Origin of the sequence: Paenibacillus sp. FSL H7-0357, from assembly GCF_000758525.1 — a bacterium.
Taxonomy (GTDB): domain Bacteria; phylum Bacillota; class Bacilli; order Paenibacillales; family Paenibacillaceae; genus Paenibacillus_AQ.
Genome location: NZ_CP009241.1, coordinates 6,612,012 through 6,636,711, shown reverse-complemented (window position 1 = coordinate 6,636,711; position 24,700 = coordinate 6,612,012). Strand labels below are relative to the sequence as shown.

At 50.7% G+C, this 24,700-nt stretch carries 30 protein-coding genes; 23 read left to right on the top strand and 7 right to left on the bottom strand.

The window, feature by feature from the left end:
- Nucleotides 1-50 precede the first annotated feature (50 nt).
- The 5 genes from H70357_RS29340 (at nucleotide 51) to H70357_RS29320 (ending at nucleotide 4,282) form a co-directional block, all read left to right on the top strand.
- The gene (locus H70357_RS29340) at nucleotides 51-920 is read left to right on the top strand and encodes a CheR family methyltransferase (protein WP_038596589.1); all 870 of its coding nucleotides are present in this window, start codon (nucleotides 51-53) and stop codon (nucleotides 918-920) included.
- 17 nt (nucleotides 921-937) lie between these two features.
- Nucleotides 938-2,608: a response regulator gene (locus H70357_RS29335; RefSeq protein ID WP_038596587.1), complete on the top strand. Its 1,671-nt coding sequence runs from the start codon at nucleotides 938-940 to the stop codon at nucleotides 2,606-2,608.
- A 97-nt stretch (nucleotides 2,609-2,705) separates the two neighbouring features.
- Nucleotides 2,706-3,044, top strand: coding sequence for an STAS domain-containing protein (locus H70357_RS29330; protein ID WP_038596585.1), 339 nt, complete (start codon nucleotides 2,706-2,708; stop codon nucleotides 3,042-3,044).
- An 18-nt stretch (nucleotides 3,045-3,062) separates the two neighbouring features.
- A complete protein-coding gene (gene rsbW / locus H70357_RS29325) occupies nucleotides 3,063-3,515 on the top strand; it encodes an anti-sigma B factor RsbW (RefSeq protein ID WP_038596583.1) in 453 nt (150 codons plus the stop codon).
- Nucleotides 3,512-4,282, top strand: a complete 771-nt coding sequence (locus H70357_RS29320) for a sigma-70 family RNA polymerase sigma factor (RefSeq protein WP_038596581.1) — start codon at nucleotides 3,512-3,514, stop codon at nucleotides 4,280-4,282. Before rsbW ends, H70357_RS29320 begins: the two co-directional genes overlap by 4 nt.
- A 265-nt stretch (nucleotides 4,283-4,547) precedes the next feature.
- Here H70357_RS29320 and H70357_RS29315 read toward each other — a convergent pair whose 3' ends face one another.
- Both H70357_RS29315 and H70357_RS29310 read right to left on the bottom strand, forming a co-directional pair.
- A complete protein-coding gene (locus tag H70357_RS29315) occupies nucleotides 4,548-4,880 on the bottom strand; it encodes a DUF5665 domain-containing protein (RefSeq protein WP_038596579.1) in 333 nt (110 codons plus the stop codon).
- A 146-nt stretch (nucleotides 4,881-5,026) separates the two neighbouring features.
- The gene (locus H70357_RS29310; protein WP_038596577.1) at nucleotides 5,027-5,551 is read right to left on the bottom strand and encodes a YtxH domain-containing protein; all 525 of its coding nucleotides are present in this window, start codon (nucleotides 5,549-5,551) and stop codon (nucleotides 5,027-5,029) included.
- A 432-nt stretch (nucleotides 5,552-5,983) separates the two neighbouring features.
- Between H70357_RS29310 and H70357_RS29305 the strand changes: the two genes are divergently transcribed.
- Complete coding sequence (locus tag H70357_RS29305) at nucleotides 5,984-6,703, top strand: pirin family protein (protein WP_038596575.1); 720 nt, start codon at nucleotides 5,984-5,986, stop codon at nucleotides 6,701-6,703.
- Nucleotides 6,704-6,933: 230 nt separating this feature from the next.
- Here H70357_RS29305 and H70357_RS29300 read toward each other — a convergent pair whose 3' ends face one another.
- The gene (locus tag H70357_RS29300) at nucleotides 6,934-7,158 is read right to left on the bottom strand and encodes a DUF1128 domain-containing protein (RefSeq protein ID WP_038596573.1); all 225 of its coding nucleotides are present in this window, start codon (nucleotides 7,156-7,158) and stop codon (nucleotides 6,934-6,936) included.
- A gap of 395 nt (nucleotides 7,159-7,553) precedes the next feature.
- Here H70357_RS29300 and yyaC point away from each other — a divergent pair, with 395 nt between their 5' ends.
- Together yyaC and H70357_RS29290 are read left to right on the top strand one after the other, a co-directional pair.
- Nucleotides 7,554-8,078: a spore protease YyaC gene (gene yyaC, locus H70357_RS29295; RefSeq protein ID WP_038596571.1), complete on the top strand. Its 525-nt coding sequence runs from the start codon at nucleotides 7,554-7,556 to the stop codon at nucleotides 8,076-8,078.
- 125 nt (nucleotides 8,079-8,203) lie between these two features.
- A complete protein-coding gene (locus H70357_RS29290; protein ID WP_038596569.1) occupies nucleotides 8,204-8,989 on the top strand; it encodes an alpha/beta fold hydrolase in 786 nt (261 codons plus the stop codon).
- 118 nt (nucleotides 8,990-9,107) lie between these two features.
- Here the strand turns inward: H70357_RS29290 and H70357_RS29285 are convergent, their stop codons facing one another.
- Complete coding sequence (locus H70357_RS29285) at nucleotides 9,108-10,424, bottom strand: MFS transporter (RefSeq protein WP_038596567.1); 1,317 nt, start codon at nucleotides 10,422-10,424, stop codon at nucleotides 9,108-9,110.
- Nucleotides 10,425-11,018 carry a helix-turn-helix domain-containing protein gene (locus H70357_RS29280; RefSeq protein WP_052092320.1) on the bottom strand — a complete coding sequence of 198 codons (594 nt, stop codon included), beginning with the start codon at nucleotides 11,016-11,018 and terminating at the stop codon, nucleotides 10,425-10,427. It abuts the gene before it with no gap.
- Nucleotides 11,019-11,292: 274 nt separating this feature from the next.
- Between H70357_RS29280 and H70357_RS29275 the strand changes: the two genes are divergently transcribed.
- From H70357_RS29275 to H70357_RS34640, 4 genes are all read left to right on the top strand, one after another.
- Nucleotides 11,293-11,970 carry a DUF6483 family protein gene (locus tag H70357_RS29275; protein ID WP_038596565.1) on the top strand — a complete coding sequence of 226 codons (678 nt, stop codon included), beginning with the start codon at nucleotides 11,293-11,295 and terminating at the stop codon, nucleotides 11,968-11,970.
- Entirely contained in the window at nucleotides 11,967-12,794 is an 828-nt protein-coding gene (locus tag H70357_RS29270; RefSeq protein ID WP_038596563.1) for a PhzF family phenazine biosynthesis protein, read from the top strand. The genes H70357_RS29275 and H70357_RS29270 overlap by 4 nt, the downstream gene beginning before the upstream one ends.
- 75 nt (nucleotides 12,795-12,869) lie before the next feature.
- Nucleotides 12,870-14,063, top strand: coding sequence for a class I SAM-dependent methyltransferase (locus H70357_RS29265; protein WP_038596561.1), 1,194 nt, complete (start codon nucleotides 12,870-12,872; stop codon nucleotides 14,061-14,063).
- Nucleotides 14,064-14,627: 564 nt separating this feature from the next.
- Nucleotides 14,628-17,453, top strand: coding sequence for an O-antigen ligase family protein (locus H70357_RS34640; protein ID WP_052092319.1), 2,826 nt, complete (start codon nucleotides 14,628-14,630; stop codon nucleotides 17,451-17,453).
- Between the two features lie 85 nt (nucleotides 17,454-17,538).
- Here H70357_RS34640 and H70357_RS29255 read toward each other — a convergent pair whose 3' ends face one another.
- Together H70357_RS29255 and H70357_RS29250 are read right to left on the bottom strand one after the other, a co-directional pair.
- Nucleotides 17,539-18,192, bottom strand: coding sequence for an SdpI family protein (locus H70357_RS29255; RefSeq protein ID WP_052092318.1), 654 nt, complete (start codon nucleotides 18,190-18,192; stop codon nucleotides 17,539-17,541).
- Nucleotides 18,193-18,194: 2 nt separating this feature from the next.
- Nucleotides 18,195-18,530 carry an autorepressor SdpR family transcription factor gene (locus H70357_RS29250; protein WP_231578336.1) on the bottom strand — a complete coding sequence of 112 codons (336 nt, stop codon included), beginning with the start codon at nucleotides 18,528-18,530 and terminating at the stop codon, nucleotides 18,195-18,197.
- A 231-nt stretch (nucleotides 18,531-18,761) separates the two neighbouring features.
- Here H70357_RS29250 and H70357_RS29245 point away from each other — a divergent pair, with 231 nt between their 5' ends.
- The 11 genes from H70357_RS29245 (at nucleotide 18,762) to H70357_RS29195 (ending at nucleotide 24,577) form a co-directional block, all read left to right on the top strand.
- Nucleotides 18,762-19,376 (top strand): undecaprenyl phosphate transporter UptA, encoded by a 615-nt coding sequence (locus tag H70357_RS29245; protein WP_038596559.1) that lies wholly within the window; start codon nucleotides 18,762-18,764, stop codon nucleotides 19,374-19,376.
- Nucleotides 19,373-19,939 (top strand): thioredoxin family protein, encoded by a 567-nt coding sequence (locus H70357_RS29240; RefSeq protein ID WP_038596557.1) that lies wholly within the window; start codon nucleotides 19,373-19,375, stop codon nucleotides 19,937-19,939. The genes H70357_RS29245 and H70357_RS29240 overlap by 4 nt, the downstream gene beginning before the upstream one ends.
- Entirely contained in the window at nucleotides 19,940-20,575 is a 636-nt protein-coding gene (locus H70357_RS29235; RefSeq protein WP_038596555.1) for an MBL fold metallo-hydrolase, read from the top strand.
- A 184-nt stretch (nucleotides 20,576-20,759) separates the two neighbouring features.
- Nucleotides 20,760-20,981 (top strand): hypothetical protein, encoded by a 222-nt coding sequence (locus tag H70357_RS29230; RefSeq protein WP_038596552.1) that lies wholly within the window; start codon nucleotides 20,760-20,762, stop codon nucleotides 20,979-20,981.
- 57 nt (nucleotides 20,982-21,038) lie between these two features.
- A complete protein-coding gene (gene sigY / locus H70357_RS29225; protein WP_038596550.1) occupies nucleotides 21,039-21,572 on the top strand; it encodes an RNA polymerase sigma factor SigY in 534 nt (177 codons plus the stop codon).
- The gene (locus H70357_RS29220; RefSeq protein ID WP_038596548.1) at nucleotides 21,562-21,885 is read left to right on the top strand and encodes a YxlC family protein; all 324 of its coding nucleotides are present in this window, start codon (nucleotides 21,562-21,564) and stop codon (nucleotides 21,883-21,885) included. Before sigY ends, H70357_RS29220 begins: the two co-directional genes overlap by 11 nt.
- Nucleotides 21,882-22,100 carry a hypothetical protein gene (locus H70357_RS29215; RefSeq protein WP_038596546.1) on the top strand — a complete coding sequence of 73 codons (219 nt, stop codon included), beginning with the start codon at nucleotides 21,882-21,884 and terminating at the stop codon, nucleotides 22,098-22,100. The genes H70357_RS29220 and H70357_RS29215 overlap by 4 nt, the downstream gene beginning before the upstream one ends.
- 61 nt (nucleotides 22,101-22,161) lie before the next feature.
- Entirely contained in the window at nucleotides 22,162-22,353 is a 192-nt protein-coding gene (locus tag H70357_RS29210; RefSeq protein ID WP_038596544.1) for a PLD nuclease N-terminal domain-containing protein, read from the top strand.
- On the top strand, nucleotides 22,353-23,267 hold the full coding sequence (locus H70357_RS29205) for an ABC transporter ATP-binding protein (protein WP_038596542.1): 915 nt from the start codon (nucleotides 22,353-22,355) through the stop codon (nucleotides 23,265-23,267). Before H70357_RS29210 ends, H70357_RS29205 begins: the two co-directional genes overlap by 1 nt.
- Nucleotides 23,264-24,034, top strand: coding sequence for an ABC transporter permease subunit (locus H70357_RS29200; protein ID WP_038596540.1), 771 nt, complete (start codon nucleotides 23,264-23,266; stop codon nucleotides 24,032-24,034). The genes H70357_RS29205 and H70357_RS29200 overlap by 4 nt, the downstream gene beginning before the upstream one ends.
- Before the next feature lie 159 nt (nucleotides 24,035-24,193).
- Entirely contained in the window at nucleotides 24,194-24,577 is a 384-nt protein-coding gene (locus H70357_RS29195) for a hypothetical protein (protein WP_038596538.1), read from the top strand.
- Nucleotides 24,578-24,700 lie beyond the last annotated feature (123 nt).

Here is a 24,700-nt window from a genome sequence, read left to right as displayed (position 1 = left end):
CAACAAACAACAGACCGGAAATACGGCAAATGCAAGGGAGCCTTGATAACATGACAGCTATGGAACGGGGATATGATGAGGAGCTCACCCAATCGGGAAGCAAGCAGGAGCTGGAGCAGATTGAAATTGAGCTGCTTCTGAGCGGCGTGCATCGCTTGTACGGATATGATTTCAGAAATTACGCCATGCCTTCTTTGAAACGGCGTATCTGGCATCACGTCCATGCCGAGAATGTGCCGAGCATATCTGCGCTGCAGGAGAAGGTGCTGCATGACCGCGCCTGCTTTGAACGGTTCGTCTACAGCCTTTCCATCCCCGTGACGGAAATGTTTCGCGATCCAGGCCTCTTTTTAACTTTCCGCCAAAAGGTGATCCCGTTGCTGAGGACTTATCCTTATATCAGAATCTGGCATGCAGGCTGCTCCACTGGTGAAGAGGTATACTCCATGGCGATTCTGCTGCATGAAGAAGGGCTCTACGACAAGGCGCGCATCTATGCCACTGATATGAACGAACGCTCGCTGCAGCAGGCTAAGGAAGGCGTATATGAGATCGGTAAGATGAAGCAGTATACCAAGAATTATATGGAGGCGGGCGGGACCCGCGCATTCTCTGAATATTATACAGCGAAATACAATTCAGTCATTCTACAGCCGTACTTGCGTAAAAATATTATCTTTGCAGAGCATAATCTGGCAACAGACACCTCATTCAACGAATTTAATGTCATCTTTTGCCGGAATGTCATGATCTATTTCAATGATGAACTTCGCGACCATGTGCACGGCTTGTTCTATGAGAGCCTCAGCCGGTTCGGAGTACTGGTGCTCGGTTCCAAAGAATCTATCCACTTCACCAGGTATAGCGACAGCTATGAGCCACTGGATAGAGTAGAAAAAATCTATCGTAAGAACAAATAGCGGGATAGGAGGGGCCTATGGGGGTTCAAGAACCAATTCATATATTGCTGGTTGACGACCGTCCTGAAAATCTGCTGGCGCTTGAAGCTGTGCTTGAGAGTCAACACTATAAGCTTGTCAAAGCCAATTCCGGTGAAGAAGCGCTGAGATGTCTGTTAAGATATGAGTTTGCGGTGATTGTGCTGGACGTACAAATGCCGGGTATGGATGGTATTGAAACCGCCAAATTAATCAAAGCCAGAGAAAAGACGAAGGATATTCCAATTATTTTTATCTCTGCCAACAGCAAAGAGGCGGAGCATCTGTTTGCGGGATATTCTGCCGGGGCTATTGATTATATGGTCAAACCCTTCATTCCGCAGATCTTGAAGTCCAAGATTGAGGGCTTCGTTAACATGCACTTAACTAACAAGAAACATCAGATGCAGTCTATGCTGCTGCAGCAAAAGACGCAGGAGCTGGAGAAAATCAACGGAGAGCTGGTTAAGGCTAAGGAAGCGGCGGAGATTGCCGCTAATGCCAAAACCGAGTTCCTGGCTATGATGAGCCATGAGATTCGCACGCCGATGAACGGTGTGGTGGGTATGATTGACCTGCTGATGGAAACTGAGCTGGCTCCGGAGCAGAAGGAGTATACAGAGATTATCCGCAAAAGCGCTGATACCCTGATTACGGTCATTAACGATATTCTTGATTTCACGAAGATGGAATCCGGCAAGATGGAAATGGAAGAGCAGTTATTTGAGCTACAGACCACCGTTCAGGAGGTATTTAGCTTGTTTTCTGCCGAAGCAGGAAAGAAAAACCTGGAGTTGGCCTATTTCATTGATCAGAATCTTCCAAAGCTGATCTATGGAGATATGGCCCGTTTGCGTCAGGTCCTAATCAATTTAGTAGCCAATGCGGTGAAGTTTACCAATCAAGGCGGAGTTTACCTTGTTGCATCCAGCGTGCCAACAGCTGATAATAAACTGGTAGTTGAATTTACCGTGAAGGATACGGGCATCGGGATTTCTCCGGAAAAATGTGACCGTCTGTTCAAGCCTTTTTCCCAGCTTGATTCTTCTATGACACGCAAATACGGTGGAACCGGTCTCGGGCTGGCAATCTGCAAATCCCTTGTCGGGATGATGGGCGGCGACATACGCGTAGAATCGATGGAGGAGAAAGGGGCGACCTTTGTATTCACCATTCAGGCAGCGTTGCCTGAGGATGAGCTGGCAAGGGGATTTCAAGAGGTGGAGCCATATGAAGACGTGGATAACCAGAGATGGCGGAGAAAAGTCCTGGTTGTAGACGACCACCCGATCAATCAGCGGCTTATGGTCAGCATGCTGGATAAGCTGGGTTATGACGCCGACATCGCCGAGGACGGCAGCCAGGCGGTGGAGCTGGCAATGAAATATGCTTATGATTTTATTTTTATGGATCTGCAGATGCCGGTTATGGACGGTCTGACGGCGACCTCCAAAATCCGGATCAGCCATGGGCCATCCTCCGAGAATGCAGTCATCATCGCGATGACGGCCAACGTCATGGAGGGTATCCAGAACCGTTGTATGGCTTCAGGCATGGATGGTTATATCAGCAAGCCGCTGAAGCTCAGCAGCATTAAACAAATTATTGCCCGTTATTCAAGACAGGATAGTCACATCAATGGAAGAAATAGAACCCTTTTCAAAACATGAACCAGTATTTGCCAATGATGCAGAATTAGTTATTTTGTTTCAAACCTAGGTCTTTAGGGTTATTGGTAAAGAAAACATTTAATCAGGAGAGTTGTCTATGAATACACATAAAAGCGAAAAGTTCCATGCAAAAACCGAAACTGAAGGCAGCGTTTGTACGGTTTCCCTGATTGGAGAACTAGATTTGTCTGTTGCTCCCGATTTCCGTTTGGTCATGGAGCCGCTTGTGGGAGATACGGGGCTTGACCTCGTTATTAATCTGAAAGACTTGAGATATATTGACAGCACCGGTATTGGAATCCTGCTCTCGATCCTCAAAGCAAGACACGGGATGGACGTTAAGTTTACCGTTGAAGAAGTTCCGCCGCAAATCCAGAAGCTGTTTGATATGACCGGTATTTCTAAGTTTTTTGCCCCCCAAGAGAATTCCCACTAGGAAAGGATCGAACTAAGGATGAGTGATGACGTGCAAAAAGTAGTTCTTCAGTTACCTGCGAGTGCAGAATATGTCGATATCGTTAGACTGAATTTATATGGTATTGCCTCAAAAATGGGTTTTACCTATGAAGATATTGAGGATATGAAGGTAGCGGTTTCGGAAGCCTGTAATAACTCTGTTTTATATGCGTACGGCCAAGAAGATGGTTTGGTCGATGTAATCTTTGAAGTAGGAACAAGTGCCTTGTCCATCACCGTCAAAGATGAAGGGGAGAGCTTTGACGGATTGGATTCGCCCGACGGACGCATTACGCTGCATGATAAAGAGCTGAGTGACGTTCAGGTTGGCGGACTGGGATTTTATTTAATGCAAGCGCTCATGGATGACGTAAGCGTCGTGAGTGAAGCAGGGAGAGGGACAGTCGTTACCCTGACTAAGCGGCTTAATTTCAGCGAGGAGAAAGTATGAGTGATAAAGTGACTCCCCCAGAGTCCATGAACGAAGCAGTAAGTTTGATCTGGGAATATCAGCAGACCAAGGATAATGAAATTGCCACCGTGCTGATCAAGAAATATGAGCCGATGGTGAAGATGGCTGCCGGGAAAATTGCCCGCAACCGTCCGGATCTTTATGAAGATCTGTATCAGGTTGGGCAGATGGCGCTTATCCGGCTGCTGCAGCAATACGATATCAGCTTGGGCATTCCGTTTGAGCCGTATGCGATGAAGAGCATGATCGGGCATATGAAAAATTTCCTGCGGGATAAATCCTGGTACATACAGGTCCCAAGACGGATTAAAGAGAAAGGCGCCCTTGTGCAGCAGGCCATTGATGAACTTACCATCAGGCTGGAACGTTCTCCTGCTGTGGAAGAGATCGCCCATTATCTTGATCTTACTGTGGAAGAAACTGTGGAAGTACTGGCCGGCAGGGAATGTTATCATTACGTATCGCTGGATTCGCCCCTCTCGCAAGAGGAGACGGGCGCTACGCTCGGTGAGCTGATCAGCTCCGAAGCCAACGATTACGAGACTGTGGAGAAACGTATGGATCTCCAGCAGGCGCTGGGCCAGCTTAAGGAGCAAGAGCAGCAGGTGCTGCTGCTGGCGTTCCAGGATGGCCAGTCGCAGCGTGCCATCGCGCAGAAGCTCGGCGTATCACAAATGAGCGTCTCACGGATCCAGAAGCGGGCCACCGAGAAGCTGAAACAGATCATGGCGAACTCCACCTATTGATTCTTATCGCTAGTCCCCAAGATTAGGGCATGCCTTATCCCCGCCGGGGAAGGGTATGTCTTTTTTAAAATATAGAATTTATATCTTCACGCTATAAATTATCCTTCTATTTCTCGCAGAAACGGATACCGTCCTTTTGAGGACGGCGAAGCCGTCTCTGCTTGTTTGTATTCAGCCTGAAGCGGACATACACATCCACCCCGCTAAGCAGTCTGCTGAACAAACTGCTTAGCGGGGTGGATAACGATGTTATCAGCTATTGGCATCAACTGTTGGCATCAATATACTTTTTGATTTCTCCAAGATATTCACCGATAACGGGTACATCAAGAAACAGGCTGAGAATGTAACCCAGTAAGCCGAGGATTACGAATGTACCGAGTGAAAGCCCGAGACCCCGGGATATCCCGGCCATAAGATTCGTAATAATCCGCTTTTTGGGATCCGTATAATTCTCAAGGATATCCTTGAATTCGGATTTTTCCAGTGAATCGGCAATTTTGTCGAGCCTTGCGTTCAGCCGTTTGACTTCATGCCGCAATTCAAAGGGATGCTCTTCGACTTCGTAGGTTTTGGTCTTGCTGCCTGCATCTCCCATAAGGCGTCCCTGCTTTCTTTAGCCGTATAAGGGCTTTGATAAAAATGCAGCTTCTTTCGAAGAAGAAGCTGCATTCCTCATAACAACAGCCAGCTGCGGTGAGCTGGCTGTTCTCAAATTTAGATCAAGCCTTGAATCACCGTAGTTTAGTAAGAAGACTTGTAAGACGCTTTTACTTCCTCTTTGGCATCCTTGGCTTCCTCAGCTACCTCTTTAGAGGATGCTTTGGCCTCATCGGCTACATTCTTAGCTTCCTCAGCTACCTCTTTAGACGCATCTTTTACGTCAGAAGCAACATTTTCGGAGACTTCACTGATGGAATCGCCCAGTTTTTTGCCTGTTTCCGCCAAGGTGGCAGCAATTTGCTGTTTGCTGTCGCTTACGGTAGTGAAGATGTCGGAGGCTTTGGCCGATACAGTGCTTGCGAGATCGGTCGCTTTTTCCCCAACCGTAGTCGCAATTGTTTTGGTCTTGTCCGTTACGACACCTGCAACCTCTTTGGTTTTGTCTGTAGCCAGCGTAAGCTTATCAGACAAGTCACTGCGCATTTCACGGCCGGGCTTAGGGGCGAACAACAGCGCAGCGGCAGCGCCGAGCAAACCACCAATAAAGATTCCTTTGAAAAAAGTGCTTCCGCTTTCTACCGGATGTTCCGTTTCTGCTTTATTCATGACTAATCACTCCTCATTAGATTATGGTATTCCGAAATTAGGCGGCTGCCGTCATTCGAATTCAGGATAGCCTGAAGTATCTTACTTCGTATATAAACGTTGGCGTATAGGCTGAAACAGCAGACAAGCATGGAGAAGAATGGGAGAGACTAGAGCAGGATACGTGAACAAAGGAAGATTTTCCTATTAAAAACAACGAAATATGGAGCTTTACAAATATCCTCATGCGGAAATACGAAAGTTCACACTTGATAGTAAATTGTGTGTTCTTTCCTATAGTCCTGTTTCTTTTGGAGTAATCATTAATGATTGACCGGGAAAGGAACAGGGTAAGAAATACTTAATTAAAGCGCCTATAACAATTTAAATCGAAGAGCGGTTTCGACCCGTTAAGCACGGAGAAGGTTCCAACATCTTTGGAGGTGCATGGTTATGATAAAAGTAGTTACGTCAGCAGAAAGACATACTTCGAATAGAGAATGGATTCACAGTGAGTTCAGTTTTTCCTTTGCCGATTATGATGATCCCAGCAATGCGCACTTTGGTGCGCTGCTCGCACACAATGACAATGAGCTGAAACCGGGACAAGGGATGCATGAGCATCCGCATCATGATCTGGAGATTATCACCTATGTCGTTTCCGGGGTACTGAAGCATCAGGATGACCTCGGCAATCACGCGGATATTCAGGCAGGCACGGTTCAGGTCATGAGTGCGGGAACCGGGGTTAATCATTCGGAGACCAATCCTTCGGAGAGCGACAATGTGCGGTTTCTGCAAATCTGGCTGCTTCCTAGCACACCGGGGCTTGCGCCGAAATGGGATGCAAAGTTTTTCCCGCGTGAGTTCAAGAGCAACACGCTGCTACCGGTCGTTTCGGGGAGTGGTGAGGAAGGTACATTGAAGGTGGGCGAGGATGCAACTGTCTATCTATCGGTGCTGGACACGAACAGGGAGCTTCATTATGCACAAAAAGAAGACAGGCGGACGCACATCTTCCTTATTTCCGGGGATGTAGAGATTTCTTGCTCAGATGGCACTTTTCAGCTGAAACCAGGCGATGCCGCACGTATCCGCAAGGGTTGTGACTTGACGATCAAAAGCATTGGCAGTGAGGGCGAAGCGGAACTTATACTGATTGATTTGCCGTAAGCGTTAAATCTTGCCCGTTGCATTGTACTTGTAAGCATAATAAATCCTAAAGGAGCTCCTTGCCTGACGGCCATCCGCGCGGATGGAATCGTAGGCAAGGAGCTCCTGTGCATGACAGGTTATTTGAAAAATATAAGAATTTATATGCTTCGCGCTATAAATTATCCTTCTATTTCTCGCTGAAACGGATACCGCCCTTTTGAGGACGGCGAAGCCGTTTCCACTTGTTTCTATTTCTTACGCAAACGTCCAAGCTCGGAGACAAGCGCCTCCACCTGCGAGATGCTGAGCCGGTCGCTGCTCATGGCAACTTCATAAATATCAAGAATATCCTCATAGTTGTTCACTGAGAAAGCAGAAGCCTGCATGGCTGCGGCGCTGGCCATCTTCAGCTTGCTCTTGATGCCCTCGATCATATATTCCACATTTTCCTGGCTGGGCTGCGATAAATCCATGGGGTTAAACAGTCCTCTCTGTGTTTGGATTCAAATATTCTATCATGATTGGGGAAGGAAACACCATTTTTTTGTTGGCTTCATCTAAATCATGTTAAATTAAAAGAAATAAACGAAGGTTTCTATATAAGATGAACTAAAGAACTACCTAGAGGCAAAAGCAGCGGAGGGGAAGTTTGGAACTGTAGGAGCGATAGCGACCGCCTGAAAGCTTTCCGTAGGAAAGCTCTCTTCGAAAGCATAAGCAGTCTACGGATTTCAACCGCAAATAGCGGTATAAATCAAGAAATCTGTGGACAACAGCGGCCGGAAGTCCAAACATTCACCGTAGTTGCGTTCTATGCCGGCTCGGTAATTCTAAAGTTCAACTTATATAGACAGGAGGGAGTCAGGAATTGGCGATCAGGGAGCAGGAGAGCAGAAAACGGGTTAAAAAAGATGCGGCCGGGCTGGTTACCTTCTTCCAAAGCATTGCCGAACATCACTCGGCAGAGCAGGTCACATTCTTGTGCATCGGTACCGACCGCTCCACAGGGGATGCCCTTGGACCGCTGACCGGAAGCAGACTGGTGGAGCATGGCTTCCCGAATGTTGTAGGCACGCTTCCATCGCCTTGCGATGCGGATACTCTCGTCAACCGGATATCGGGGATTCCCGCGGGGCAGATAATTATTGCCATTGATGCTTGTCTTGGACCGCCGGCGGCACTGGGCTGTTATTTTGCAGCCAGTGAGCCGCTGCGGCCAGCGCAGTCGGTCGGTGTGAGTCTGCCGGCAGTCGGGCATTATAGTCTTGCGGCAATTGTCGATATTAACGGGCCCCGCCCTTACCGGACCCTGCAGACGACGCCGCTGCACAGGGTAATGGTTATGGCTGGAGAGATTGCTGCAGCTGCTGCAGAAGGCTTTGGGTTGAAATAGAGGAGACAAGTTTCAAGACGGGCGGTTCTGCTTAAATAATTAAGACAAGCAAATGGCATTCCATTTAATTGCAGACTCATCCGCATACCTTGTATAGCTACTACATAGAAAGAAGGAATCAGCCCATGGAAAATGTTCGATGCGATGGAACCAATATTTGTTACAGTGATCAAGGCGAAGGCGACGTTATCGTACTTCTGCACGGCTTTTGCGGAAGCTCCGGATATTGGGAGCAGGTCATCCCTTATCTGAGTAGAAGCTACCGGGTGATCGCACCGGATTTGCGCGGCCACGGAGTTTCGGATGCTCCGCTCGGAGCGTACAGCATCGATCAGATGGCCGATGATGTTCTTTCCCTGCTGAATGCGCTGGAAATCCCTGAATGTTACTTGCTGGGTCATTCGCTTGGCGGCTACATAACGCTGTCCTTCGCCCAGCGGCATGCCTCACGTTTGAAGGGATTCGGACTGATTCACTCCACGGGTTATCCTGACAGTGAAGAAGCCAAGGAGAAACGCCTGAAAAGTGTCAGTACGATCCAGAACGATGGAATTACTACGTTTGTGGACGCACTGGTGCCTGGACTCTTCGCTCCTGCTGCAGCACCGCAGCTGTTGCAGCGGGCGAAGGAAATCGGCTATAGAACACCTCCGCAAGGCGCGGCCGGTGCCGCACTGGCCATGCGCGAGCGACCTGACCGCCGTGATGTCATTTCGGCTACCGCACTGCCGGTGTTGCTCGTTGCCGGCTCGGAAGACGGTCTGATTCCTGCCGGGCGGACCTTCACGTCCGATAAGCCGAATGTAACCAAGGCAACGATTTCCGGAGCAGGCCACATGAGTATGTATGAAGCGCCGGAACGTTTATCAGAAATTATTAAAGACTTCGTGCTTGCGCAAGTTAAGAAATAACCGATACTTGAGATCATAAATAACGGGTGAAGAAAACACTTCACTTACATAAAAAGGCAGCACCCGTCTATTGACGCGGTGCTGCCTTTTTATAAAATTCTCTTTACGCTGGAAATGTTTAATTGAACTTACGGATAGCAGGAACACATAGAACAAGAGCGATACAGGCCATGCCAAGCCCGGAGAAAATGGCAATCGTAGCTACACCGCCTATAAGATCGGCGAGCCAGCCTACAAGGATGTAGCCTACGGGCAGCAAGGCGAAGGAGCCGAATAGATCAAGACTGGCTACACGTCCGAAGGCTTCTTGCGGAACGAGCTCCTGCAGGCTGATCTCCCAGATGAGGATAAAGACCATGAGGCCGAATCCCTCCAGGGCGAACAAGGCAATAGCTGCCGCAGGGCTAGTAACAAACGGCAGGATAAGCAACGCGAGGCCGCCTAGAAATGCTCCTCCGTAGGCGATGATGCCGCGGTGGTTCCATCTCTGCTTCATGCCGATGATCAGTCCGCCCAGAATGGCTCCGACACCGGAGAATGTACCGGCAAGCCCGTATACATATGGCTCCCAGCCATGATGAACTTTGAAAAGCCATGGCACAAGGATGCTGGTGACGCCGGCGTAACAAATATTGATGAAGCAGAAGGCGAGGATGGTGATCCATAACCAGGGATTACTGCGCAATACAGCAATGCCTTCTTTGAAATCCTCTTTCCAGTCGTTATGAGGAGAGGCTGCCGCAGCTGCGGCGGTTTCAAGTGCCTGAGGTGACGAGGCTGCGGACACTGCAGCCTGTGTTCCGGGCTTCAGCGCTTTGCGCAAATAGATGAGACAGATCAGGGAGAACAGGTAAGTAAAAGCATCGAGCCCAAAACCAACCCCAGCCGAGAGATAAGTGATAAGCAGTCCTCCGAGTGAAGGGCCGATTAAACGAACCATCTGTATAGTCATTTGCGACAGTGAGTTGGCGGCAACCCGGATATCCGGAGTGAACACCGAGGCCTGGACGGCAGCGTAGGCGGGACGGAACAGACCGTCAAACAGACCATATGCACCTACAAATATACAGAGCAGCGGAACAGTCAATAGACCGGTCAAAGCCAGCAGGGCTGTTATGATCATGACGCCAAAACGGGCGATATCGGCAATCATCATAATCCTGACCCGGTCATAGCGGTCTACAATATGCCCGGAAATCGGCAGCATAATCACATTGGGCAGCATATAAATCGCCATTACGAAACCCATGGTTGTTGTTGATCCAGTAAGGGAGTAGACCATAACCGGGAGAATGACCATGGTCACCGAGCTGCCCAGGACGGAAATCAAATTTCCAAGCCATAAAAAGGGGAAAGTCCGTGATTTGGCAAAGGGTTCGGCAAATCGGCGCAGCGGATTGTTTTTGGTATGTTCGGGTGCAGCAGCAGGGATCATCTAGGGACCATCCTCCGGTTCTATAAGGGAATTTGTATGCAGGCGGCCGATAATGACATCGATACCGTATTCCTCTCCATGGGTGACTTTCGATTCCCAGCTGGAAATGAACTTCATCATCTCTTGCTGGAAAGCCTTCAGCTCACTGGGTGACAAGGATAGTCTTGTAACGAAATGCTCCACTGTATCCTCTTTGCGGAATTGGAAGCCGCTGAAGTTCTCGGAGCGGAAGAAGGTAGCTTTGGAGCGGTAAAATTTCTGGATAATGCCTCCGGCTGTTTCCGTACGGACAAGCTCCAGCAGTCCGCCATCGAATAGCTTGATGATATGATAGTGGATATTGCCGGGTGTCTTGTGCAGCTTCTCGGCAACCTGCTTGGAGGTTAGCGGTTCATCTGCCAGCGCATGCATAATCTTGATTCGCAGCGCACTTTCCAGCAGCTTGTTCTGCTCTGGTGTAACCTGCAGAGGTGGGATAGAGTCTGCTTCCTGCTGCTGTTGTTGCTGATCTTTGTCCCGGTCTTGACGAACCGGCGGTTGTTCCAGGCAGTTCTCCGTTTCCGGCTGACTATGCCCGGGATTGTCTTCATTCATGTCTATTCCTCCTATCCGTGCAATCTCAATTTCTCTGCAATTCATTCAATGCTCTTCATTCTGTATTTCAGATTGATCTGGAATCCAGATCAATAAGACCAGTGAGGTTATTATAGGGTAGGCTTTGTTTTTTTGTCAAGGAATTCCAAGGCATGGTACGGAGTGGTGGCACGGAGCGGTGGAATGGTTTAAGATTGTTTTAAAATAACTGTTCATCATTGGTTTAGTTTGCTGAGGAATCGTGGCAGGATAGTATTGGAGAGGGGTGTGCAGGATGTTCCGAAGAGATTATATCGTCCGGATGATCGAGGATATGTCGGCAATGGTTGCCAAGGTGCTCACATTGAAGCAGGAGAAGAAGACCACAGAGGCATTATGGGAAGTGGATGAGCTGCTGAACCGGCATTTTCGCCTGAACTCCCGCCTTTTAAACTCATTGTCCGTAGAGGATATTATAGATATGTTTCGCCTGGGCGGCGTAATTGAGTCCGACAAGCTTCAAGGCGTGGCGCGGTTATTAAAAGAAGAAGGCGGCATCTACAGTGCCGGCGGTAATAAGGATGCTGCATTGTTCAGGTTTATACGGTCGCTGCATCTGTTTTTGTACGCCGATCAATACGGTGCTGATCGGGAGCTGCTGCAGATGACGAAGGAAATAGATGAACTTTTACAGGAAACCGAAGGTTATCTTCTTCCGGTGAAGACAGAACGGCTGCTCCTGCCCTATATGGAATCAATAGAACGCTACGGCAAGGCTGAGGACAGTATTTACAGATTGTGGGAACAGGGAATAGATGTTGCAGCTGAGGGAAGAGAGCTGTACAGCCGGTTGCTGCTGCTGCCACCTGAAGCTTTGGAACTTGGTGATCTTCCACTGGCAGAGGTTAGGCAAGGGCAGGAGGAGTGGAATAAACTTACCGCTGAAGAGGCAAAGGAGATGAAACCTTCTTGAATACCCCTCTATTTATTGTAGACGCTTTTGCGGACAAGGTGTTCACGGGAAACCCTGCAGCCGTCTGCCTGCTGGAAAATCCCGCAGATGAGGCCTTCATGGCCAAAACGGCTGCGGAAATGAATCTGTCCGAAACGGCCTTTCTGTGGCCGGAGCAGGACGGCTACCGTCTGCGCTGGTTTACGCCTGCGGTGGAGGTGAAGCTGTGCGGTCATGCCACTTTGGCAAGTGCGCATGTCCTGTGGGAAACCGGGCGGCTGGGTTCTCACGAAGAAGCGAGATTCCACACACGCAGCGGGTTGCTGCGGGCAACGAAATCAGAAGAGGTGATTTCACTCTATTTTCCTCCATATGAAATTACGGCTGCACCTCCGATAGCCGGGCTGGCGGCAGCGCTGGGGCTTGAGGAGGCACATGTGCTGGAAACCGTGCGGTATGCCGACAACGTGCTGGTGCGTTTGGATCATGAGACAAGGGTGCGCGGGCTCTGCCCGGATTTTGTCCAGGTGGCCAAGCTCCAGCCAAGGGCTGTCGCGGTTACCGCAGAATGCGCTGCGGATGGTATTGATTTTGTATCGCGTTTTTTTGCCCCGGGCATTGGTGTCAATGAAGATCCCGTTACCGGCTCGCTGCATACCGCTCTGGCTCCCTATTGGGCCGGCCGGTTAAACCGCACACAATTGACTGCATATCAGGCTTCAGCGCGTGGCGGGATGCTGCAGCTTGAAGTGAGTCAGGATCTCGTGACTTTATCGGGCCGGGCCGTGACCATGGTTAGCGGACAGTTTCATGTACCTGCCGGAGCAGTTGGCGAGCTACTATGATATCGTATAGCAGGACATGCTATAATGTAGTGATATTCAGGAGAGCCTGCTCTCCATTTTGATTGCGAAAGTGAGATGTACCCTGTGGAATCTTTGAGAACTCTGATTGATCAAGTGATAAATGGCCGTACCCTGATTACGGCAACCTTAAGCCAACTGCGCAGCAAAGGCGAAGTTGCATACAGCAAGGTGCAGATTAAACCTGTTGAGCTAAAAGGCAAGCTGCATTATCAGTTTGCTTATACCATCGGCCCCAAAGTGGAACACCGCAATATTCCGGCAGACGCTGCTGCGGAAGAAATGATGTCACTCTTGAGAGCTACCTTCCGGCAAGCGCTGATCTGCACTGTGGAAGCTGATTACCAGGTGCTGATCAGTAAAAAATACAAGGTTTCTATTCTTACCAAATCGGCCAGCAAGCAGGAGGCGCCAGACTTGGCCCACAACCGCCGCAAACGTTATGTGCTGGACGAGGGAGAGCCAGTCCCGTTCCTGGTGGAGCTTGGAATTATGAACAGCGAAGGCAAGGTACTGGCCAAAAAATACGACAAGTTCCGCCAGATCAACCGCTTCCTGGAGATGGTTGAGGATGTGCTGGGTGATCTACCAACCGGCCGGCCGCTGACGATTGTTGATTTTGGCTGCGGCAAATCCTATTTGACGTTTGCGCTGTATCATTATTTGGCTGTCCGCGAGCGGCGGGAGCTGAATATTGTCGGACTTGACCTGAAAGCCGATGTCATCGAACATTGCGGAGCGCTGGCGTCGAGGCTGGGTTACGATAAACTGCGTTTCCTGGTCGGTGATATAGCCGATTACAACGAGCTGGACCAGGTGGACATGGTTGTGACACTGCATGCCTGCGATACGGCAACGGATGCTGCACTGGAAAAAGCGGTACGCTGGGGCGCATCGGTTATTCTCTCGGTGCCTTGCTGCCAGCATGAGCTATTTGGGCAGGTGGAGAACGAGGTGCTCAGCCCGCTGCTCTCGCACGGAATTCTGAAGGAACGTTTCTCTGCACTCGCCACTGACGCCATCCGGGCGAAGCTGCTTGATTTGATGGGTTACCGCAGCCAGCTGCTGGAGTTCATCGACATGGAGCATACACCGAAGAACATCCTGATCCGGGCCGTGAAAAGCACAAGCGGCGACAATGCCGTCAAATGGCGCGAATACAGCGCATTCCGTGATTTCCTGGGTGCTAAGCCGTACCTTGAACGCGTCTGCGCCGACCTGCTGCCTGCGGAAGCTCTTGCGCAGGGATAAACCGGGCATTACGAGCTGTATTCAGCTGAAGCCTGCCAATAGGCAAATCGGATGAGTCTGAGCAGCTGACCGAATGGCATATGTCTGAAATCAATACATTACGGTGATACCAAATGGTATCACCGTAATGCTTTTATTGCAGAATCTGCAATAGAATGAGCTGAAATTGCCCCGAAATGGCCATCTGTTGCACTTTCTGCACTGGAATCCGGTAAATGTTGCGGGATATGGCGAGATTCTGCTCTTTTGACTGCAGAAACTGCAATAGAATCTGATTTCGTTCGCCCAATTACAAATACTAATGTACGAAATACAATCACCAATGAATTTGGAGAATTTTTGCTGAACATACATCGCATATGTTCTGAAGGTCATTAACGGCATTAACATCATCACAGGATTAATGCCATTAACGTCATAACGGCATTAACGGTATAACCGCGATAAATAAGCAGGACGGTGAGTCTCCATGTGGAGTCAGCCGTCCTGTTTTGTGTTTTCCTTTTGGTTCAGGACAAATCTGGAAAGACTAAAGAGAACTTGAATTCTACGGAGGAAGTTGAAATGCATAGTGGCATGGCTGAGCGGCGTTTGGTGGCGGCAATGGTATTTGTTGGTGCAGGTTTGGTGCTGGCTGCTGTTACGGCGGGTGTGTTGCTGCGCGGGTTATTCTTTGCCGGGGAAATGTATCCGTTTCTGACGGTATGGTATGTCATATGTGCTGTATTCCTGGGGTTATGGCTGGCTGCAGCAGGTCTGCGCGGACCTTCTGCCAGCCTGCTTAGCATTTACGGGAATAGCAGAGCCAATAGAAGTGCAGCAGCGCTGCTGTTGATCTGTCCGCTTGCCATCCTTGCGCTTTACGGTATTCACTGGCACCGCGGATCTTTATCAGCCCAGGGGAATCTGAATGAGCTGCTGCGCTGGGGCCTGTACGCCAGCTTTGCTTTTTGCGCTTATTATTGTGCAGGCCATCGTTGGGGAGCCCGTTTTCTTAGCGTAGTGTGGAGCTTGCTGGGTATGCTTATTAGTATAAGTGCCTTATTAGCCGTCTGTGGAGGGCTGAATCTTCCTTTTGCTATAGCTTACAGTACATCACCCGAGGTCAGTGCTACAGGTGCCCGACTGGGGGGATTGCTAGAGTATCCTAATGCTTTCGGTGCAGTAATGGCTGTTTTTTTGCTGGAGCGTCTGTTTGCGCTCGCTGTCTGCCGGGATGCAGCGGAAACGGACAAGAAGCGCGGGAAAGTGCAAGGGCAGGATGACGGCATTGCCGTAAGGGGAGCGCCAGTGCTCCATAAGGAAGCCTATGCGGGCTTGGGAAATACGCAAGGGGAGCGGGAGACGCGGTGTGAATCAGAGGATGGGAGAATTAGTTCCAGTCGTGGCAGAGCCTACGGAGATGAGATGCGGGAGGAACAGCATGTATCGGAGGGTGCGAGAACAAGATGCTGGTTTGGTAGAAGCTATACAGAAGTGGAGCGGGAGGAGAGATGTGAAACTGAGGAGGGGAGAACCAGATCCAGTCGTGGCAGAGCCTACGGAGAAGTGGAGCAGGAGAAGTGGCGTGAAGAAGGTGAGCAGACGCTGGCGAGTACAGTAGCTTTTGCGGAGCAAGAACACGGTGAGCCTGCTGCAATAAGCAACGCGAAGCTGCTGCTGCGGATGCTGCCGCTGTTTCCGTACGCCGCCGCGCTGCTGCTCAGCGAGTCGCGCGGCGCTTGGCTTGCTGCGGCTTGCGCCAGCGCCGCCGTCCTGCTCTGGAAGCGGCGGCTCCTCGCGCCGCTGCTTACCGCCGGCGCCGCGCCTCTGGCTGCCGCGGCGCTGCTCTACCGCCAGCTGGCCCGTGCCGGGCTGGCGCTAGAGCCTTTTCCCGGCCTGCTGCTGCTGGCCGGACTCTGGGCCGGCGCGCTGCTGGCCGGCCTGTGGCTGTACCGCCGCAGCACCAGCGCGGCGGGAGGAGTCCGCGCCGCCATGCTGGTGCTGGCGGCGGCAGGCTGGACGGCGGCGGGCACCGCCGTCCTTGTTCAGGTAAGCGAGCGGATCACCGGACCGTCTATGACGGTCGCCGCTCGCGGACTTTATTACCGCGATGCCTGGAAGCTCGCGGTGGAAGCGCCCTGGCTGGGGCGCGGGGGCGAGACTTGGCGGTACTCGTACCTCGCCGCCCAGTCCCGCCCCTATGTAGGCAGCCAGGTGCATAGCGGTTATCTCGACTTCCTGCTGAATCTGGGAATTGTCGGCCTGGCAGCAGTCCTGCTTCTGCTGCTGGCGGCAGGATGGGTGGTAGGAGCAGCCGCTCCAAGGCTGCTCCCGTCACTGCTGGTCATCGCCTTGCATGGGGCGGTTGATTTTGACTGGAGTTATGGGCTTACTTGGCTGCTGCTGTTCCTCCTGCCGGCGCTCGCGCTTGCTGAGGTCCGGCAGGAGGCAGATAACTCGTCCGGCACTACTGCAGTCAAGGCTGCTCCAGGAATAGCTGTTATCCCTTCGGCAGGCCGCATTCTGTCAAATGCCGCAGTCAATGAATGCCTAACGGCATACGAATCTGGAACAAGGGCATCTTTCTCTGCGGTCACCGCCGGACCGGATGCATCCATTCAGGCACTAGACTTTCTTCCTGCTGCCGCCCATGCCAACAGTCCCGGTACTAAGCGTTTTCCTCGCTTGTTGAGCAGAGCTCAGCGGCTCAGCCTACAGTTGCGTCACTTCGTTTTGAAGCGAAGGGTAAGGGCTGCTACTGCTGCGGTCTGCACCGGGTGCCTTTGCTTGGTGCTAAGTCTGCTATCCTTTCAGCTAATGAAGGGGGCCGAATTACATAGGGTGGCTGCCCGCGAACCGGACCCTGCAGGGAGAATTGCGCTGCTCCGGCAATCGCTGGAATGGAATCCCCGTGAGCCCCGGGCAGTTGTTAGTCTATCAAGGCTGCTCCCGGACCGGGAGGCAATGGATCTGCTGACCGTAAGCTTGGCCTACGCGCCAGAAGACGCTGCGGTGCAATGGGAAATAGCGGAAAGGTCGATGAACGGGAGTAATCCGGGAGAGGCACTGCACTGGATACGCAGAAGTTTGAAGGCGGATGTCTATAATACCGCCAAAAGGGTAAAAGCGATTGATGGAATGCTCGACATGAGTCAGCGCAGGTTGATAGCGGGGGATAGGGCGGGAGGGACAGCCAGTGCGGCTGCGGGTCGCGATCTGCTGCAGCAATTCCGCCTGCAGGCGGACAGCGAGTGCCGCAAAGGACAACAGCACAATGACCGGCGGTTTGCATTCACAGCAGAAGCCGAAGCATTGGAGCTTCGGCTCAGAAAGGTGTTGGCTGCGGCATACAGCCCGGTAGCAGAAGCATGCAGTGTCAGCATACAGACGCCAACAGCGGCGTATTGATCAGCAGGTATCAGAAAAGTCCGTCTGCCGCTCCAAATTACTGCAAGCAGCTACACTATATGGAATGCAGCCGACAGGCCTACTCTCATGCCTTCATCCGCTGAGAGGTGAACCAGGAGTAGACGTACGGGATGATGGTCGCGATCAGCAAGGCCGTGATAATCATACTAATGGACAGGGTTTTTGGCATAAATGCGCCAAGTGCAATCAGCAGCCCGCCCAGCATCCACATGAACCCTGAGAAACGGTGAGTTTTCCGCCATACCTCCGGACTGGCCAGCGTCCATGGGGTGCGGATGCCGATGAAATAGTTATCTTTAACTTGCGGCATATAATTTCCAATAACAATGAACAGCAGGCCAACTGCTACCATAGTTAATTTGCTGACCGGAATATTTTGGTCAAGACTGCTGGCTACGGTTAGGACAAGTATAGTATCGGCGAGCACCGCGATAGCCAGGCGGGTCATTTTATAAGCACCTTCGAATTTCGAGTAATTCTCTTTCTTGGGATCGATATTCCGTATGAACTGCATTCCAATGGGAAATGCCAGGCCCATGAATGCCAGCAGTGCAATCGCCGACCCTTTGCTCCCGTACCGGTTAACCTCTCCAGTAATGCCGAACTGGAGAGGGAGCTGGTCAGGCAGTTTGCCATAATTAATGAGCGCATAACCAAGAGAAAGAAGCCCCAAAATGACTATTAGTGTGTCCTGCCACTTCCATTTGAAATTTTTCATCTTTACTCAACCTCCGAGTTAGAATGGTTGTGTTGCCTTTTGCCGTCTTCTGCAGGTAAATGATCTGGTGCACTTCCTTTTCCCGTGCCGGTCAATTCCAGGAACCATCCAAGCACCTCTTCAAGCACAGTGGTATCCAGTGAATAAAGAATGAACTGTCCCTTCCGTTCATCCTGTACCAGACCGGCATGCTTCAGTGCGCTGAGATGATGCGAAATGCTTGGTTTTGACATCTGAAAATAATCGGCGATTTCTCCGGCCGTACGGTCTTTTTCCCGCAGCAGCCGGATGATCTGCCGCCGGGTAGGATCGGCCAGCGCTTTGAAGGATTCATTCATTTTCGATCCGACCTTTCGATATTTAAATAATTATCTAAATATATAATTGCACTGATTTCATAAATTGTCAATCTGTTGAATGCCATAGATTCCATCTTCGTAAGTAGAAGTCGTAAGGCCGCATATGCTAGAATAGGCTAGAAGAAGCTGGATACATAGAGCGGAAGCGTTGTTCGTCTGAGCCTGAAGGGCGCTAAGCCTAATTCCGCAAATACGGGAGGAGGAGCTGCATTGCATTTTTTTTCTGATCTGGTCTCGCAGTTGTTTGAGTGGATTCAGAGTCTTGGGTATTTCGGGATTATGATCGGACTCATGATTGAAGTAATACCGAGTGAGATTGTGCTTGCTTTTGGCGGATACTTGGTTTCGCAAGGGCAGATTAACTTTTTTGGCGCAGTTCTTTTTGGAACGGTGGGTGGGGTCATTGCCCAGATCTTTGTGTATTGGATCGGCCGTTATGGCGGCAGACCTGTGCTGGAGAAATACGGGAAGTATATTTTTATCAAGAAGAAGCATATTGATCATTCCGAAGAATGGTTCAACAAGTACGGTACCGGTGTTATTTTTACGGCCCGCTTCATTCCGATTGTCCGCCATGCCATTTCCGTGCCGGCAGGGATATCACGTATGCCGTTAGGCAAATTCACTCTGCTGACCACACTCGCGGTTATTCCGTGGAGCGCACTGTTTGTCTACCTGGGCTACACTCTGGGTGACAAATGGAAAACGATTGACGAGGTTGCGGCCAAGTACACCCATGAGCTGATTCTCGTTGCAATAGCCATTATCGTTATATATTTTCTGTTCAAGTGGTACAAATCCAAGAAGAAAGGTAGTGCAGTATGAAGCAGAATGTAGCCCATAAATTTGGTCAAGGTCTTACTCCGCGCCAGTTCGTGGAAGGGATGACGAAGAATCAGCAGGCATTTGAGTCCTGGTATGAGAAGTTTGCCTGGGATAACGAAAGCGACCGGGAATACTTTGAGAGCCTGAACCATCGCGATGATTTGCGGGTGCTGATCTTGGCTGCCGATTGGTGCGGTGACGTAGTGCGTAATGTGCCGGTTGTATTCCGCATTCTTGAGACAGCGGGGATTAAGACTGAAGTGCTGATTCTGGAAGAGAATCAGGATGTCATGGATGATTTCCTGACGATGGGCGGCAGATCGGTGCCGATTGTCATCTTTGCCGATACTGGAGGTTATGTGCTCGGTCATTGGGGTCCGCGTCCGGAGCATGTGCAGTCTCTGATGGCTGCATTCAAACAGGAGAATCCCGACCGCGAAGCCGCGGATTACGAGAGCAAGATTGCTGAAGTACGCAAGGCGATGGGACAAGCCTACGGGGAAGGAACGGAATCGCACGCAGTTATCGCGGGAGAGCTGCGCAGCCTGATCTCCGGCTTTTAAATTATGCTTAATATACGTTCCTATAATCTAGGGCCGCTCCAGACCAATGCGTATTTGTTGACCGGGGCAGATCCCGGGCGTGGCATTATCATCGATCCCGGTATGAATCCTGCTGGTCTTGTGCGGGCTATAGAAGGCATGGAGATTGAAGCGATTTTGCTGACACATGCCCATTTCGATCATATCGGCGGCGTAGATGAAATACGCAAAGCCAAGAAATGTCCTGTCTATGTTCATCCTCTGGAGAGTGAATGGCTGAGCAGTCCCAAGCTGAACGGCTCACTGATGTGGCCGGAAGCCTCGCCTCCGATTAGCACAGATCCTGCAGAGTATGATCTGGCAGAAGGACAGATTCTACAGCTGCTGGGCCTCACCTTCCGGGTGATGCATACCCCAGGGCATTCTCCGGGAAGTGTAAGCTTCCTGTGTGGAAATGATCTGTTCTCCGGGGATGTGCTGTTTAAGCTGGGGGTCGGACGTACCGATCTGCCCGGTGGCAGAGAGCGGGATTTAATTGACTCCATCCGCGGGAAGCTGTACCGGCTGGATGAAGAAGTGAAGGTATATCCGGGACATGGTCCGCGGACAACCATCGGCTTTGAACGTCTCCGCAATCCTTACGTTCCCATGCAGTGACCTTATTCTCTTGGATGCGACATGAACCGGGAAAATAGAGATGGACATAAAGATACAAAGTTGCTACAATAATGTTAATTAAATGTAACATTTACCTCGCGAAGCACGCAGACTGTGGAATAATCCCGGTTTGCGTTCTTTTTTTTGTCTACATAATAGGTTGAATTGCATGGGAGGAAGCGGCTTGAAGAACGATATACATTACCAGATGGACGATGGAAAGCCAGATACAGCTAGTGAAATCTTCACAGTCGGTAAAGGGAAAGAAACGGAGCTTCCTGCTCTCGGCAGAACTCCAGACGGTTTGGAGCGGACTTTATTCTGGCATTTCCCTGGAGGGAAAGGTGCAGTTCAGCCTTGGCGGCGGAGACTTTGGGAGCTGCAAAATAATTTGGATCACGAATGAACGAATTGATATAGCTATTCGTATTACGGTGTGAATGAAGGAAGCATGGAGGGATCAATGAGCGACGTGACGCTGGAGAGAATCAAGCTGGCACAGCAGGGCGATGCTTCGGCGCTTGCGTTACTGCTGCGGGAGCATTACAGCTTTTTGTACAAATACCTAATCAAGGTCACCATGGACCCATTGCTCGCCGAGGAGCTTGCCCAGGATACTATGGTCAGATGCATGGAGAAGATTAGAAGCTACGATGGTTCCTCTTCTTTTTCCTCATGGTTGATCACGATCGCTACCCGTCTATATATCGACCGGAAGCGGAGATGGAAACGTGAAGCAGAGTGGCGGCGCCAGGAGCAGGGCGTGTTGTCCATCCGCTGGCGGTTTGAGAGCCGGAATATAGAATGGAGCGATCTACTTGATGCGCTCTCCCGGATTCCCTCACCTCAGCGGATAGCCGTACTGCTGAAGCATTATTACGGTTACAGCTATGAAGAAATCGGTGTGATTCTGCAAGTCCCATCGGGTACAGTCAAATCACGTGTGTCTGCCGGCCTTAACCACCTGCGAAAGGAGCTGAATGAGGATGAAACCTGATGATGAAGAACTGCTGGTCCAGTTGAACGCAGAATTGAATATTTTGGATGCGCAATTTGATGACATTTCGCCGCCATCCTTGTTGGTTATGGAAGAACTCATTGCCGCCGAGACCCTCCGCAGGCGCCGTAAGAGCCGCAATGAGCTGCTGCTGTTTTTGTGCCTGGCTCTGATTGTGCTCAGTATCATTCTTACTGCCTTGGGATCAGCCCCTGTATTTTATTGGGTACTGCAGGCGGTATTCCCCCTCGCGGCACTTGGCAGTCTGGGGGTTTCGCGGATCAGACTGCGGCGGGAGGATACGGAAGAGTGAGTGAACTGAAGGATGTGCCTTTATGGTTGTGGATTTGCTTAGCTGCCGTGCTGATGCTGCAGGGGACATGGATATTCCGGGATGCGCAGAAGAGAGGCGAAGGTGGCATGGCATGGTTCTGGGGAGTCTGGGGTCTTACCGGAATACCCACCCCGGTAGTTTGCTACCTGTTGTTTGTGATTTTGCCAGATAGACGAAGAAGAAAACGGGATTAATCAATACAGGATGTCAGGAAAGATCCTTCTGTATGCAAAGAATAGAACGGGGGATGCTGGGATGGACAAAGTGAATTGGGGTTTGGTTTGGCCGCTGCTTGCACTTCAGATCTTGCTGGCCATTGTCGGATTGATATCTTTGGCCAGAGCGGAGAAAGTGCGGGGTCCGAAATGGATGTGGATTATTATAATAGTATTTGGCAATCTGTTGGGCAGTATTGCTTATTTTACAGCAGGAAGGAATGAGAACTGATGCCGCTGCTTAAGGTTGCCGATCTGCATAAACGGTATGGCAGACATATCTCCGTAGATGGTATAAGCTTTGAGATCGAAGCCGGGCGCTGTGTCGCCTTGCTGGGACCAAACGGAGCAGGCAAGACCACAACGCTGCGCATGCTTGCGGGTCTGCTGCCGCCTACGTCGGGAGAGATATCCTTTGCCGGCAATCGTCCGGGAGCGGATTACCGCAAAGCACTGGGATATTTGCCGCAATCCCCGGCTTTTTACAACTGGATGAGCGGACAGGAATATGTTGTCTTTGCCGCGAAGCTGAGCGGCATGCGCTCCAGAGAAGCAGCCGAGAGGTCGGCCGCCGCACTGGAGCGGGTAGGTCTCAGCGAGTCGGCGCGCCGCCGGATTTCCGGGTATTCAGGCGGAATGAAGCAGCGGCTCGGTCTGGCGCAGGCACTGGTGCACCGCCCCCGGCTACTGCTGCTTGACGAGCCGGTCTCGGCGCTTGATCCGATTGGACGGCGGGAAGTGATGGAACTGCTGCGGGAGATCCGTGAAGAGACGACGGTCATCTTTTCTACACATGTGCTGCATGATGCCGAAGAGATATGCGATGATATCATATTAATGAACCGTGGTGTGATAGCCGAGCAGGGGACATTATCCTATCTCCGTTCACAGTACAGTCTTCCTATTATCAGACTATATACAGAGAAAGAGGATAAGGCATTCCGGTGGCTGGAGGACCTTGTGCATAAACCTTTTATTGTTCAGTCGCAGATTACTGCAGGTAAAGCCATTTTTAATGTGAGCGATGTAGAAGTGGCACGGCGGGAGATTCTGCAGGAAGCTGGCAAGCTGGATATTCCGCTGCTGCAATTCGAAGCAGGCTCTTCCACGCTGGAAGACCTGTTCATGAAAGTGGTGGGCTCATGAGAAGCTTCTGGACTTTATACTCGAAAGAAATGCTCGAGACGCTGCGAAGCTACAAACTGATCTGGATACCGATTGTATTTATCATCTTGGGCATTATGCAGCCGCTTGTGACCTATTACATGCGCGATATTCTGGAAGCTTCCGCAAATGTGCCGGCGGGGATGCTGGAGAGCTTTGAAATGCCGGAGGCAGCTGCGGTAATGGCGCAAGCGCTTGGCCAATATGGAACGATTGGCATACTGGTTCTGGCGCTTGGGAGCATGAATGCACTGGCGGGAGAGCGGAGCAGCGGAACGGCTGAGCTGCTGATGGCCAAGCCGGTTACTCCGATGGTCATTATCATCGCCAAATGGGCTGCACAGCTGACCCTGCTTGTAATTGCACTTGGACTGGGCGCGGCGGGGGCCGGGTATTACACGGAAGCACTGATGGGTCCGCTTGCCTGGGGTGAGGTTGCAGCTGCAACCGGAATCTATGGGCTATGGCTGCTCTGCGGCGTCTCACTGACACTGCTGTTCAGCTCCTTCCTTCGTGGACCTGCCGCTGTGTTTCTTGCCCTGGCGCTCGTGGCAGGGGTATCGCTTGCCTATAGTCTGCTGCCAACCCAGCTTGCTTGGACGATGGCTGCGCTGCCTGGATTGTCTGCCGGAGTCCTTGTAGACAGCGGCACAGCTGGAGTAGGCCCTTTTCTCTCAGCAGCCGTGCTGATTGTGCTGTGCATTGCCGGGTCTACTCTGTTAACGTCCAGGAATAAACTCCCAGTTTGACGGAAAAATAAGAAAAATGTTGCTTTTTCTCGACATTTCTGAAAATTTCAAGGGAAATTACATTGAACTCTCCTCCTGCTGCTGGACAGCTCTATCTTTTTTTAGTAGACTGTTGAAACAAGTAGAACCATGATAGATTTTGGCTCAGGAGGTAGGACGATGCTGCGTTTAGGAGAGAAAATTGTCATTGTTGCAGACGCTTTTGAGCAGAGTCTTCCTATTGGAGACTACGGCTACCTGATTGCTTACGACCGCAATCCTGACAATGCGTTTGATTATGTGATTCGTGTCCCTCAGGCTAACAGGAATTTTTATGTTACGGCAGAGGATATTGAGGCGGAAGAACAATTGCTGGTGGTAGAGGCTGAGAGAGCAACACATGAAGCATTGATCGACTATGCTTTGTCGACATACAATGAGAAGCTGTTTCATCATTTGATGAACGGCGAAGACATGGAAGCAGAAGAGGCGGAAACGACGTCTACGGAAAGTATGTCCCAGGCGGAATTCATCAAACAGGTGAATCTTCGCGCTTGGATTTAGGTAAGGCCGGCGCAAGCCGGCTTTTTTGAAATAGAAGAATTTATATGTTCCACGCCATAAATGATCCTTCTATTTTTCGCAGAAGCGGCTGCCAGTCCTAAGAGGACTGCAAGTCCGTTTCTT

What these genes read in the sequence shown, in the direction of transcription:
- H70357_RS29340 (WP_038596589.1), top strand. Translation starts at nt 51, where the DNA reads ATGACAGCTATGGAACGGGGATATGATGAGGAGCTCACCCAATCGGGA.
- H70357_RS29335 (WP_038596587.1), top strand. Translation starts at nt 938, where the DNA reads ATGGGGGTTCAAGAACCAATTCATATATTGCTGGTTGACGACCGTCCT.
- H70357_RS29330 (WP_038596585.1), top strand. Translation starts at nt 2,706, where the DNA reads ATGAATACACATAAAAGCGAAAAGTTCCATGCAAAAACCGAAACTGAA.
- rsbW (WP_038596583.1), top strand. Translation starts at nt 3,063, where the DNA reads ATGAGTGATGACGTGCAAAAAGTAGTTCTTCAGTTACCTGCGAGTGCA.
- H70357_RS29320 (WP_038596581.1), top strand. Translation starts at nt 3,512, where the DNA reads ATGAGTGATAAAGTGACTCCCCCAGAGTCCATGAACGAAGCAGTAAGT.
- H70357_RS29315 (WP_038596579.1), bottom strand. Translation starts at nt 4,880, where the DNA reads ATGGGAGATGCAGGCAGCAAGACCAAAACCTACGAAGTCGAAGAGCAT.
- H70357_RS29310 (WP_038596577.1), bottom strand. Translation starts at nt 5,551, where the DNA reads ATGAATAAAGCAGAAACGGAACATCCGGTAGAAAGCGGAAGCACTTTT.
- H70357_RS29305 (WP_038596575.1), top strand. Translation starts at nt 5,984, where the DNA reads ATGATAAAAGTAGTTACGTCAGCAGAAAGACATACTTCGAATAGAGAA.
- H70357_RS29300 (WP_038596573.1), bottom strand. Translation starts at nt 7,158, where the DNA reads ATGGATTTATCGCAGCCCAGCCAGGAAAATGTGGAATATATGATCGAG.
- H70357_RS29290 (WP_038596569.1), top strand. Translation starts at nt 8,204, where the DNA reads ATGGAAAATGTTCGATGCGATGGAACCAATATTTGTTACAGTGATCAA.
- H70357_RS29285 (WP_038596567.1), bottom strand. Translation starts at nt 10,424, where the DNA reads ATGATCCCTGCTGCTGCACCCGAACATACCAAAAACAATCCGCTGCGC.
- H70357_RS29280 (WP_052092320.1), bottom strand. Translation starts at nt 11,018, where the DNA reads ATGAATGAAGACAATCCCGGGCATAGTCAGCCGGAAACGGAGAACTGC.
- H70357_RS29275 (WP_038596565.1), top strand. Translation starts at nt 11,293, where the DNA reads ATGTTCCGAAGAGATTATATCGTCCGGATGATCGAGGATATGTCGGCA.
- H70357_RS29265 (WP_038596561.1), top strand. Translation starts at nt 12,870, where the DNA reads ATGTACCCTGTGGAATCTTTGAGAACTCTGATTGATCAAGTGATAAAT.
- H70357_RS34640 (WP_052092319.1), top strand. Translation starts at nt 14,628, where the DNA reads ATGCATAGTGGCATGGCTGAGCGGCGTTTGGTGGCGGCAATGGTATTT.
- H70357_RS29255 (WP_052092318.1), bottom strand. Translation starts at nt 18,192, where the DNA reads ATGAAAAATTTCAAATGGAAGTGGCAGGACACACTAATAGTCATTTTG.
- H70357_RS29250 (WP_231578336.1), bottom strand. Translation starts at nt 18,530, where the DNA reads ATGAATGAATCCTTCAAAGCGCTGGCCGATCCTACCCGGCGGCAGATC.
- H70357_RS29240 (WP_038596557.1), top strand. Translation starts at nt 19,373, where the DNA reads ATGAAGCAGAATGTAGCCCATAAATTTGGTCAAGGTCTTACTCCGCGC.
- sigY (WP_038596550.1), top strand. Translation starts at nt 21,039, where the DNA reads ATGAGCGACGTGACGCTGGAGAGAATCAAGCTGGCACAGCAGGGCGAT.
- H70357_RS29220 (WP_038596548.1), top strand. Translation starts at nt 21,562, where the DNA reads ATGAAACCTGATGATGAAGAACTGCTGGTCCAGTTGAACGCAGAATTG.
- H70357_RS29210 (WP_038596544.1), top strand. Translation starts at nt 22,162, where the DNA reads ATGGACAAAGTGAATTGGGGTTTGGTTTGGCCGCTGCTTGCACTTCAG.
- H70357_RS29205 (WP_038596542.1), top strand. Translation starts at nt 22,353, where the DNA reads ATGCCGCTGCTTAAGGTTGCCGATCTGCATAAACGGTATGGCAGACAT.
- H70357_RS29200 (WP_038596540.1), top strand. Translation starts at nt 23,264, where the DNA reads ATGAGAAGCTTCTGGACTTTATACTCGAAAGAAATGCTCGAGACGCTG.
- H70357_RS29195 (WP_038596538.1), top strand. Translation starts at nt 24,194, where the DNA reads ATGCTGCGTTTAGGAGAGAAAATTGTCATTGTTGCAGACGCTTTTGAG.